The organism is Streptococcus mobilis, from assembly GCF_059727625.1.
Window position 1 is genome coordinate 1987185 of sequence record NZ_AP041823.1, and the last position, 11741, is coordinate 1998925.

The 11741-nt window shown below is 41.2% G+C and carries 13 protein-coding genes; all 13 read right to left on the minus strand.

Annotated features, from left to right (window positions below; all coding sequences use genetic code 11):
- Positions 1-40 precede the first annotated feature (40 nt).
- The 13 genes from AC6IZR_RS09550 to AC6IZR_RS09610 all read right to left on the minus strand — a co-directional run bounded on the left by AC6IZR_RS09550 (position 41) and on the right by AC6IZR_RS09610 (position 11348).
- The gene (locus AC6IZR_RS09550) at positions 41-2170 is read right to left on the minus strand and encodes an AAA family ATPase (RefSeq protein ID WP_497848502.1); all 2130 of its coding nucleotides are present in this window, start codon (positions 2168-2170) and stop codon (positions 41-43) included.
- A gap of 358 nt (positions 2171-2528) precedes the next feature.
- A complete protein-coding gene (locus AC6IZR_RS09555; protein WP_497848503.1) occupies positions 2529-2828 on the minus strand; it encodes a hypothetical protein in 300 nt (99 codons plus the stop codon).
- A gap of 18 nt (positions 2829-2846) precedes the next feature.
- The gene (locus tag AC6IZR_RS09560; RefSeq protein WP_497848504.1) at positions 2847-3227 is read right to left on the minus strand and encodes a type III secretion protein; all 381 of its coding nucleotides are present in this window, start codon (positions 3225-3227) and stop codon (positions 2847-2849) included.
- Positions 3206-4807 (minus strand): lipase family protein, encoded by a 1602-nt coding sequence (locus AC6IZR_RS09565; RefSeq protein WP_497848505.1) that lies wholly within the window; start codon positions 4805-4807, stop codon positions 3206-3208. The genes AC6IZR_RS09560 and AC6IZR_RS09565 overlap by 22 nt, the downstream gene beginning before the upstream one ends.
- A 2-nt stretch (positions 4808-4809) precedes the next feature.
- On the minus strand, positions 4810-5196 hold the full coding sequence (locus tag AC6IZR_RS09570) for a DUF1310 family protein (protein WP_023919537.1): 387 nt from the start codon (positions 5194-5196) through the stop codon (positions 4810-4812).
- A gap of 186 nt (positions 5197-5382) precedes the next feature.
- Positions 5383-5781 (minus strand): DUF1310 family protein, encoded by a 399-nt coding sequence (locus tag AC6IZR_RS09575; protein WP_497848506.1) that lies wholly within the window; start codon positions 5779-5781, stop codon positions 5383-5385.
- 108 nt (positions 5782-5889) lie between these two features.
- Positions 5890-6654 (minus strand): amino acid ABC transporter ATP-binding protein, encoded by a 765-nt coding sequence (locus AC6IZR_RS09580; protein WP_497848507.1) that lies wholly within the window; start codon positions 6652-6654, stop codon positions 5890-5892.
- A gap of 19 nt (positions 6655-6673) precedes the next feature.
- Entirely contained in the window at positions 6674-7360 is a 687-nt protein-coding gene (locus tag AC6IZR_RS09585; RefSeq protein ID WP_003013778.1) for an amino acid ABC transporter permease, read from the minus strand.
- Positions 7361-7363: 3 nt separating this feature from the next.
- Positions 7364-8056, minus strand: a complete 693-nt coding sequence (locus tag AC6IZR_RS09590) for an amino acid ABC transporter permease (RefSeq protein WP_049473090.1) — start codon at positions 8054-8056, stop codon at positions 7364-7366.
- A 66-nt stretch (positions 8057-8122) separates the two neighbouring features.
- Complete coding sequence (locus AC6IZR_RS09595) at positions 8123-9001, minus strand: transporter substrate-binding domain-containing protein (protein ID WP_049498064.1); 879 nt, start codon at positions 8999-9001, stop codon at positions 8123-8125.
- Positions 9002-9028: 27 nt separating this feature from the next.
- Positions 9029-10030 carry a uroporphyrinogen decarboxylase family protein gene (locus AC6IZR_RS09600; RefSeq protein WP_497848508.1) on the minus strand — a complete coding sequence of 334 codons (1002 nt, stop codon included), beginning with the start codon at positions 10028-10030 and terminating at the stop codon, positions 9029-9031.
- Positions 10031-10128: 98 nt separating this feature from the next.
- Complete coding sequence (locus AC6IZR_RS09605; RefSeq protein WP_497848509.1) at positions 10129-10329, minus strand: hypothetical protein; 201 nt, start codon at positions 10327-10329, stop codon at positions 10129-10131.
- A gap of 17 nt (positions 10330-10346) precedes the next feature.
- Entirely contained in the window at positions 10347-11348 is a 1002-nt protein-coding gene (locus AC6IZR_RS09610; RefSeq protein ID WP_497848510.1) for a uroporphyrinogen decarboxylase family protein, read from the minus strand.
- Between the last annotated feature and the right edge of the window lie 393 nt (positions 11349-11741).

Consider the following 11741-nt stretch of genomic DNA (forward strand, 5'->3'; position numbering starts at 1 on the left):
TATATTATAGCAGTCCCCATTTTTCTATCACTGTCAGAAGTTACTCTGCTTCTTTATCCGTATTTTCTTCTTTCTTGGTATCTTTTTCTCTGATCACAAGTACACCATCTTCCATGTCAGCTTCAAGATGTTTGGCATCCAAATTATCCAAGTGGAAGTCTGTGACTTTGTCACGGATTTGTTGTTCAACTACCCGACGGAGTGGACGAACACCCATCACTTCATCATAACCTTCTTCAGTCATATATTCTTTGGCTGCATCGCTCACTGCCAAATCGATTTCCTTCTTAGAAAGAGTCTTATTGACATCTACCAACATCAAATCGACAATCTTAGAAAGGTCTCCCTTGCTCAAGTGTGAGAATTCAATGACAGCGTTGAAACGATTGAGGAATTCTGGACGGAAGTAAGGTTTCAAACGATCCATGAGTTCTGGTTTATCCGCATCTTCTGTCAAGTTGGCTTCGTAACCAAAGCCAGCGTTTGAAGTGGCGATAATCACAGTGTTCTTGAAGTTGACCGTGTTCCCTTGACCATCTGTCAAACGACCATCATCCAAGACTTGAAGGAGAAGGGTGATCACTTGAGGATCCGCCTTTTCAATTTCATCAAGAAGGACGATAGAGTATGGGTTACGGCGAACACGTTCTGTTAAGGTATTGCTATTGTCATCATATCCAACATAACCAGCTGTCGTACCAATCAATTTAGAAACAGCTGTACGGTCGCTGTATTCTGACATGTCCAAACGGATGATCGCATCTTTGGTTCCGAACATATCAAGAGCCAATTGTTTAGCCAACTCAGTCTTACCGACACCAGTAGGACCTACAAAGAGGAAGCTACCGATTGGACGGTTCCCTTCGTCAAATCCTGCACGGTTCCGACGGATAGCACGTGCCACTGCTTCAACGGCTTTATCTTGACCGATAACCTTAGTTTGCAAACGGTGACCCATATCTTTCAAACGTTCGATATCAGTTGCACCCATTTGTGATACTGGAATACCCGTCATCCGTTCTACAGATTCAGCCACATCGTTGATTGTTGCTGTTACTTTATGGTCTTCCGTATGGTTTTCAATTTTCTTTTCAAGTTCTTCGATTCGAACTTTTGCTTTCAAAGCTGCTTCGTAATCTTCTTTAGCCGCAGCTTCTTCTTGTTTGGTTTTTTCTTCTTCAATTTCATGTTCCACAGCATGGACATCTGTTACTGGATGTTGGGCTGCCAAGTGAGCAGCTGTCACATCGACCAAGTCAATGGCCTTATCAGGCAAGCTACGTTGTGGAATGTATTGGATCGAATAATCAACCGCTGCTTTCAAAACTTCATCTGGCAAGATGACATTGTGGTGTTTTTCATAAAGATCACGGATCCCTTGGAGAATCTTGAAAGTATCTTCAGCTGATGGAGCATTGACTTTCACTTCGTTGAAACGACGAGCAAGAGCCGCATTTTTCAAGATGGTGTTACGGTATTCATCTTGAGTGGTTGCCCCAATGACTGTCAATTCCCCACGTGAAAGAGCTGGTTTCAAGATATCCGCAAGACCTTTAGATCCTTGACCATCACCTGTGCTACCTGCACCAAGAATTTGATGGATTTCATCAAAGAAGAGAATGACATTTCCCATAGCTTTGACTTCTTGGATCAGATTTTGAATATTTTCTTCAAAGCTACCACGGTATTGCGTACCAGCTTCTAGACCAGAAATATCAATCGAGATGATTTCTTTGTTCTTGATAGCAGCTGGAACATCCCCGTTCACAATAGCTTGTGCCAAACCTTCTACAACTGCTGTTTTACCAACACCGGCATCCCCTACAAGGACAGGGTTGTTCTTGGTACGACGAGACAAGATTTCAGCAGTTTCTTGAATTTCTTTATTACGTCCGATGACCGGATCCAATTTTCCTTCACGAGCTTCTTCGGTCAAGTTACGACCAAGTTTTGCAAGGATCCCATCTTGTTTCATCCCTTTACCTTGATGGTGTTGCACTTGCTCGCTTCCTTCATTTGGCAGTTGACCAGTTTGGCGGTAAATAGCGAATTCTTCAGGTGTCACTTCACGACCATTGATCATGTAGCGACGGCTTTCAGAACGAAAACCACCCATATTTCCCATTAGTTGATTGAAAAGATCATCCATATTGTTAAAGTTGTTATTCATATTGTATACCTCTATTTTACATAATTTTAATTCATTCTTGAAAATTAGCAGACCAATTGGCTGCTATTTGATTGTTTACATAATTTTAATTCATTTATTTAATAATAGCCCTACAGGCTAACAGTTTCTATTTTTCCTTTTATCAATTAGTTGTCTGAATTCTGGAAATAGCATATCACCATCTCCTTTCCACTATTGATCTTGTAAACCAGTAGGTTTTCCCAACCTCTTTTTGTTTACATAAATTATTATAACGCAGACTGATTTCTTTGTCAACACTTTTTTTACATAATTTTTTAAATTTATTAAAAAAATCTGGATGTCACTCCAGATTCCATATTTAAATAGAAGTTCTTGGCTAGATAGATTTAAATTTACCAGCTTTTTCTTGAATAGCTGTCTGTACATTTTTAGCAAATTGACCCACTATCGACTGATCCAGTTGCTTTCCAACTACCTGGACGTCTTCTTCGGCTACTGTTGCAATCGCAGTCAATCCATTATTGTAACGCTTCTCAACTCCTGCCTTGCAGGTCAATAAAACGGGCGCATAGACAACACGGATTAAATCTTTTTCAAGTTTCTTTCGGCTTTCGATGATCCTCATCTTATCTTTCATATCTAAATCAAAGAAATCTTTGACTGGACTGTCACCCATACTTCCTCCTCTTCTATACTATGAAACTTTATCTTGTGCAAACTCCTCTTCCAGTTGGCGTCTATCTTTCCGGTAGGATTGCCATAAATTCTCTTCCTCGATTTCGATCTGTTTTAAGGCTACTTGTGCAGCTTCTCTAGCTTCGAGATCATACTCTTCGATACAGCGATGGAGGGACTCCCATCCACAACTGTTATCAACTTCCTGCTCTTGTAAGAAGGAAGCTGCCATCGCATACTCTTCTTCCAGCATCTGGGTGAAGAGCTGCTGTTTTCTTTCCACTAGGCAACGCTTTTCATCTAGCTCCAAGCGCGCTTTTTGAAACTCTCTTTCCAAGTGATCTAGTTTCTTTCCCTTTTTCGAAAGAATAGATGAAATTAATAAGCTAGTTGTTCCCACTGGTTCATTTCTCCTGCTATTTCTTGATCTTTTGCTTTTAAGAGCTCAATTCCTGCATTCACTTGCTCGTTTAAAGCATGGAATTCATTCGATAAGGACTGATATGCAGCCAAACGGTTGTCGAACCTTTCTCTTACTTCAGTGACAACTGTTTGCCTTGTTGCACCAGCCTGTGCATAGGCCTCTTCTACTTCGGAAAGATTGAGAATGAAGCCTTTCGGAACGGTCTGTAATACTTTCTCCAAAGCTTCTAAATCTGTATCCAGTTGTACCTTAGATTTCTGAGCTTGCCCCAGCCCTTCATCCACTACTCGAATCAGCTCATCAGAAGCCAAGCGTGCCTGCAAAGTATCAAGATAAATCCGTTCACTTGAGCTCAGTCCACCACCTGTTTTTTGCAATTTATCCTTTAGGCGATAGTAAACCTTCATCCGCTCTTCAATGATTTCCTTCCGAGTGATGGCTTCCGTTCCCTTTTCAAGAACCAAATTCCCATCCTTATCATAGATATAACCATGCATCATGTGCTGCAGGCCAGTATTTTTCAAATTCTTAGTTTTGAGGTGTTTGACAATCCCACTGGATTCCTTGCTTCCAGAATCCTGATAGCCCAAGCTAACCAAATCTTTATGGTCAATGTGGTTATAGATTTTGTACTTCAGCGAATCTATACGCGCTTTTTGCTCGGGTGTTAAGATAGGATAGGCATTAGGGCCATTATATAGGTGGACGGTCCCAATATGAGAAGCTTCCTCTTCCGTCAAGCAGGCAAGCGCATACTGAATATTCATAGACCCCAGAGAGTGACCGTATAGATCAATCTTGGCATTAGGGTATTTTCGGATCACCTCTTTCAAATGAGCTGCAGCATCTTTAAATTGCGGAGGCGGGAAAGTACCGTTTTCATCATTGTATTTTTTTAAAAAAGCAGCTCCCATTAAAGCAGGAAATTTAACCTGTTCTTCGGCTGTTCTTTCTGCAAAAAAGCCGACCGCATCTGATGCTTTTTCCTGTATGAAATTGCTGACAGGATTGTCCATCGCTTTTTTCATAAACCTGCCAAAGGGCGTGGCATCCGGCGGAAGCCTAACAGAATTAGGAACAACCGCATCTTCAAAAGCTTCTACAAAATTGTTAAAATCATCTTTAGCCTTATCACGCGCATACTTCTTCGCATATTCAGTTGCATACTCGCTCGCACCACCAGGGTTCAAAATATTGGAAGCTGCTGGCAGGTCTGTCTTTACCCAATCTGTAAATGTATCATGGAGTAATTTTTGGGTACTTATTTCAGTTTCAGATCCCTTCATCAAGACAGTCACGTCATGGATTTGGGCACGCGCTTCATCAGAAGCAGTATAGGGGACTGCATTTTGTTGCGCGCCTTGGCCATTATTAGTAAGAACGAAGACCTGCTCCTCATTGTCATTTACGTTATCATAAATATGGGCAACATTACCAATGTATTCGTCTTTCTTCGTCCCAATTTTAAACTTTCCATTTATTTTGACATCTTTTTCGTATTCAAGTAGAGCAGCTTTAACATTTTGTTGATCATTGAAATTTAAATTATTAGCCATTATCACTCCTTATCTAATAAATCACTTAACTCCTCTGTTTCCCCAAAATAGGTCTCTTCATATTTCCCTGTTGTAGCGTCCTCTTGTATAGTTGTGCTTAAAACTAATTTTTCATCATTATTTATAACTATTTTTACTAATAGCCCTCCCATCGGATTATAATCTAAATCATCTTTAGAGATTTTATATGATTTTATTTTTCCTTCTGGAGTAAGAGCTTTAGGATCTAATTTTTTCAACATATTTTCAATCGCCACTTTCATCTTCTTACTCTCTGCGATTTGAATCATTTCTTGTTTCTTGGCAGATTGTCCATTAAAAAAGCTACATCCTCCTAAGCTCAGGCTAAATACTACCATTATCAACACAATTAATTTACTTTTTTTCATTTCTTCCCATTTCTTTCTTCAGGTTTCTTAGAATTTATTATACAAAATTCTATTCATACCTGAAATGTTACTTTTGTTAAAAAATGTTGCCAAATCGTTACAAGCACTAGCTATTGATGTAACATACCAACTTTGATTCAGAAATGTTTCTATTTTCCTATATTAGGGGTATTTACCTGAATGAGTTTATTTCCCAGTCTCTTCTGCTTTACTTAACAGATCATCTAATTTTGCTGAAATACCATAACTACCTGCTTCGAACTGTCCTGAATCTTCCATTTGAACAGTCGTATCGATCGTTAACTCTTTATCGCCATTGATAACGAGAGTGACATTCATCCCTCCCATTGGATTGTATTCCAATTCACCTTTTATCAGGGTATAGGAGTGAATGATCCCTTCTGAAGTGAAAGCTTTCGGATCGATACTGATTAACAAGTGTTTTATCGCTCGCTCCATTTTCGTGCTTTCTGCGATCTGAATCATTTCCCTTCTCTCAGCAGCTTTATCTGTAAAAAGACTGCAGCCTCCTAGAAACAAAGTCAGTAAGAATAGTAGCATTAATCCTTGTTTTTTATCAGTCATATGTTCCCTCTCACTTATATTATTCGTAATGATTTTTAAAAAATGACCCAATTTTTAAAAATTTTTTCCAGAATCCAAAAAACACACCCTTACTGGGTGTGTCTCTTGTTAAATCATGTATTCGACGCTATAAGTGGCATCGGATAAAATCCGTGAAAGGAATTGTTTGGTTCGTTCTTCTTTTGGACTGTTGAAGAATTCATGGGGTTCATTTTCTTCGATGATGTGTCCGCTATCCATAAAGATGACATGATTGGCCACATCACGCGCAAAGCCCATTTCATGCGTCACCACAACCATGGTCACTCCTTCTTGGGCCAACTGCTTCATGACATCTAAGACGTCCCCGACCAACTCTGGGTCTAACGCTGAAGTTGGCTCGTCCAGCAAGATCACGTCTGGTTTCACTGCGATGGCACGCGCGATTCCGATCCGTTGCTGCTGGCCACCTGACAATTGAGAAGGATAGTAATCCTTATAAGCGAGGAGACCAACTTTTTCAAGGGCTGATTCTGCCCGTTTGATGGCCTCTTCTTTTGGAATCTTACGGGCTACAACCAGGCCTTCTAAGATATTTTCAAGCGCTGTTTTGTTGGCAAAGAGATTGTAATGCTGGAAGACAAAGGCTGTCTTTTGGCGGATTTCTAGAATCTCTTTTTTGCTGAGTTTTGAGAGGTCATACTCTTTTCCACCTAGGGTTAGGTGCCCTGTATCTGCCTTTTCCAAGTGGTTAAGGCAGCGAAGGAAGGTTGTTTTTCCTGATCCAGACGGACCTAAAATAACGACGACATCCCCTTGGTTGACCTTGAGATTAACATCTACCAGGACCTGGTGGTCCTTAAATTTTTTCGATACGTGTTCTACTTCTAACATCTTCTTATTTCTCCTTCTTCTATGCGAGTGTCAGGCGTTTTTCTAAGAGATTGAATCCCCACTGAATCACCCCACAAATGACAATATAAAGAATAAAAATCACTAGATAGGATTCAAAATATTGATAGCCATAAGAGGCTTCGACCTTGGCAATGGCGGTGATATCCTTGATGGTCATGACAAAAACAAGGGAGGTTCCTTTGACCAAGTTGATGACCAGGTTACACAAATTGGGCAGGGCTGAACGCAAGGCTTGTGGAAAAACAATGCGGATATAGGCTTGGCGATTGGTCAAACCAATGGCTTGCGCTGCTTCTAGCTGGCCCTTATCCACCGTCAGAATGGCTGACCGTAGAATTTCAGCAAGACTCCCCGTTGTCATCAAGCTAAAGATGATAAAGGCATAGTAAATGGGATTGATCTCAAAGACATTAAAGTGACTGCCAATACTCTTAAAAAAGCTATTTAAGAGGCTGGGAAAGAGACTATAAAAGAAGAGAATCAAGAGAATGGGAGGTGTCGCGCGGATAAAAGCTAAGTAAATCACTGAGAAACTGCGAACACCTTTGACCTTATAGATCTGACCGAGTGCCAAAAAGAGAGCTGGAAAAAAACTCAAGAGGATCGATACGACCATGATCAGAAGGGTCACTGGAACACCACCCAAGGTGGCTAGAAATGTTTTACTAATAAAATTGAAATCCATAAGCTACCTTTCTGTTACACTGAGTCGTTTCTCAAGGAGTTGAGCTGAGAGGGAGATGACAAGGGCAATTCCCCAGTAGATCACTGCTACAGCTGTATAGGTCTCGAGGGAATAATTCCCAAGATTGCGGCTGATCAAGTTATTTCCTGCTCCCATGATATCGATAAAGCCAATGGTATAAGCCAAAGCGGCGTCGCGCATGAGGTTTAAGATGGCAGTCGTCATATTTGGAAGAGCCACACGAAAGGCTTGGGGAAGGACAATCCGCCAAATGGTTTGAGCCGGCGTCAAGCCGATACTCAAGCCCGCTTCCATCTGACCTTTTGGAATGGCCAAATAGGCTGCCTTGAAAACCTCAGAGATCATAGCGGCAAAGAGAAGAAACATGGCAACAAGGACAAAGACAAACTTGGACCAGTGGTCAATGTCAATGCCCAACCACCAGTTCAAAAATTGGGGAAGTCCATAAAAGACCAAAAAGAGCAAGACAATCGGAGGGGTACAACGCAAGGTAAAGACATAACCTTTTGCCAGACCTGCTCCTACCTTATCTTCTGATACTTGTGCCCAGGTCAAAACCAAGCCAAATGCAGAACCGAGAACCGTCGTTAAAACCATCAAAGCTAGGGTCGCTGGTAGAGCTTGGACCAAGGTTGGAAGAAATGACCAGACCTTGGAAATGTCGTATGAGACCATGTTTCTTTTCCTTTCTGTATCCGTATAGAAATAAGGAAGCTGGGGCTATGCGCACCCAGTTTCATCTTATTTCTCTTTATCTACATAACTGAAGACATCTTCACCGAAATATTTTTTCGACAATTTAGCAAGTGTGCCATCTTTTTCTAATTCTTTGATGGCCTTGCTGTATTCTTCCGCAAATTTTTCGTTTTTCTTATCCTTATGGATCAATGGGTAAGTTGGAATTCCTTTGTAGGCAAACCAGCTCAGTTTGTCCGCATATTGGTGGTAAGAACCATCTTTATCTGTGACAGCTTTTTCAAAGGAAAGTTTGATGTCAAAGAAGGCATCGTAACGTCCTTCAAGAACCCAAGCATAAGCATCTGCGACTTTGAAAGATTCCGCAGCTGTTAATTCGATTTGTTGGTCCTTATGCTTTTCATTGTATTCTTTAATAACATTCCACTGCGCATTTTGTGGTGAAATTGGAACCAATTTTCCTTTTTCTTTAGCGAAGTCATCGATGTTCTTGTATTTATTCGCATCTTCTTTCCGAACGGTAAATCCGATGATACTTGCTCCGATTGGTTCTTTTGGAATGATAAATTTCTTGGCACGTTCTTCGGTATACCAAGCTCCTTTGGTTCCGATATCGTATTTACCAGATTCTAGACCGATCAAGAGGTCATCATCACTTGTTCCAGTGTACTCAAACTTGTAGTCCGGTAGTTTTTCGTCAATGGCTTTGAGAACGGCTACTTCATAGCCATCTGATTCTCCTTTTTCATCAACGAAATCATACGGTACATAGTTTTGAGTGTGGGCTACTTTCAAGGTTGTTACTTTATTAGATCCTGTCGAGCCTTTGCTGTCGTTTGCATGGTTCAAGCTCCGTCCAAGAATGGTTGCACCTGCAATGGCAAGTACTGCCACCCCACCGATAATCCATGTTTTTTTACTCATACTCTGTTCTCCCTCTTTCTATTTTCCTTATTCTGCTGCAGCTTCACGAACCCATTCGATTCGTTCTTCATCAATGTCACTTGGAATCGTACAATCGGCACCAATGACCAAACCTGTGGTTCCTGTTTCTGCGATGATGCGTTTGGTTTCTGCTTGGATCGCAGCCTTATCTCCTGTGTAAAGAAGACCATTTTTGCCATTTTCAAAACCACCAAGAACCGTGCGTCCACCGAAGATTTCGCGTCCTTCTGCTAGGCTGATGCCTTCTGGTCCGACTGCCCAGTTAATGACTTGGGCTGGGTAGTCTATGAAGAGATGGATATCATTGCGAGCTCCTTCGTAGCCACAGATATGAAGAATATTTACGCCACCGGCTTCCTTAGCTGCCTCTAAGACATGGAATTCACTCGGTGCAATAATGTTTTTATAAACTTCTTGTGTAACCCGCGCATCTTGGATACTTTGAACACTGAGGTAGATCCCGTCTGCTCCTGCTTCTTTGATGATTCGTTGGCTCAAACTTGCAATATCTTGGCCAATTGTATCCAATACTTTTTTAAGAGTTGCTGCATCTTGATCGATAAAGTTTGCGATCAAGTCATCTCCTCCTGAAACTTCTCCGACCAACCATTTGAAGTAGGTCACAGGAGCAAAGATATTGTAGATAGCCACAATGTCTTCTTCAAAACCGGCACGGATTTTTTTAACAAGCTCTACCTGCTCTGTGATCCATGGATGGTCTGCTCCGAGTGGTTCAATCCCTGCTAAGTCAGAGATATTTTCAAGGCCTTTGTGAATGGCTGGGTTTGGATAAGCAAAGTAACCATCACTCATGAGTTTGACAAAGTCTGGTTTGACCTTGTGAAGGAAGTTTTTATGGCCATTGAGGTTTTTTTCAATAATTTCCGGATTCGAAAATCCTTTCAACCATTCTTCTTCTGTTGTAAAATGATGCCAAAATCCAACTGGCACACGGTCAACTGCTTCTCCTTTAAAAGCTTTTAACACTAATTCTCTTTTTGCTGACATGTTCTTACCTCGTTCTATCTTTTCTTGTTTGTTATCTTATCACTTCAATGATGCTTTGACTAATATATATTTTTTATCAAGCTCTTCATCTTTTTTTATCACTGATCTTCGAGAAGAAGAATTCCTGCTAGATCAGACGGGCGAAGGAGGGAGAGACTATGGGCTGGAATTTTCTCCAGTCTTGCCATATCTGGATCTTTCTTTGCTTTCCCCTGACTGCTTGCTAGAGTGGCTTTACTAAGCCCTAAAAGTAAAAACAAAACGGTTACCAGGATGCACCATACACTGATCTTTTTCATCTCCCTCTCCTTTCTTCTTACAATACAGCCGCTTGACGTACCCAATCTAAGCGTTCCAATTGGAAATCATCTGGTACGGTACAGTCTGCTCCAAGGATCAAACCACGACTTCCGGCTTCAGCCACCAAGCGGCGAGTTTCTTGCTCAATAGCTTCTCGTTCCCCTTGATAGAGCAAGCCTTTTTTGCCATTGACAAAGCCACCCAAAACGGCACGATCGCCGAAAAGTTTGCGACCTGCGGATAGGCTAAGGCCTTCATGATGGGTCGTCCAGTTAATGACTTGAGCTGGATAATCCTTGAAGAGTTCCACTTCATTGCTGGCCCCTTCAAAACCACAGATATGAAGGATATTGATGCCTCCAGCTTCATTGGCTGCTTCTAGGACAGCGATGCTGCTAGGCTCAATGAACTTGCGGTACTCTTCATCTGTCACACGCTCATCTTGGATCTGCTGGGTTGAAAAGTAAATCCCTTCAATACCTGCTTCTTGGATCAAGCGGCGACTTAAAGTAGCGATGTCTCCTGCAATCACGTCAAGGACATGGACCAAAGTTTCCGGATCTTCCTTGATAAAGTCTGCAATCACTTGGTCTCCACGGGATTGGTCCGTACGGAACCAACGTTTCAAATAAGAAATGGGCGAGAAGATATTGTAGAAAGAAGCAATCTCTTCATGGAAATGAGAACGAATCTCCTTGACCACTTCAATTTGTTTTTCAATCCAAGGATGATGCTCTCCAATGGGTTGAATATCCTTCAATTCTTTGATTGATGTGATCTCTTTCGAATAAAGTGCACTCGGATAGCGGAAGAAGCCATCGCTCATGATCTTGACAAAATCAGGTGAAATTTCTTCTACATAGTGTTGGTGGCCCTTAATACTCTTTTCTACTACAGCCGGATTGTCTAGACCCAATTCTTTTTCTTCTTGGGTCACATAATGGAGCCAAAAACCTACAGGGATTCGTTCTACTGTTTCGCCTCGAATGGCACGAAGAACCAATTCTTTTTTACTCATACTGTGCATCCTCCTCATCTTTTCTCCAAAAGAAAGATTGACTGCTTTCCTTCTGAAATTTGTAACCATGATATCACCTCGAAAAGTAGCTGACTAATATATTTTCCCTATCAAGGCCTTAAAATTTCTTTATTAAGAAAGGTATCAAAAAAACGCAAGTCCTTGAAAATAGGGACTTGCGGGGATCTTTCTTTATTCTTTCATTTTAGAAGAAAAAGGTTGCTTTGAAGTTTTCTTGATCCGGTTATAGCAGATAACTATACCCCTTCTTTTAAGCTGAAAAATGGCATCTATTGAGGTGAAAAAGCCCTTCATATCAACATTTCTTTCTTCCTATTCATTTTACCATTCCCTGGATCCCCTTCTCCTCTTTCTTGTCAGGCAAGATTGAAA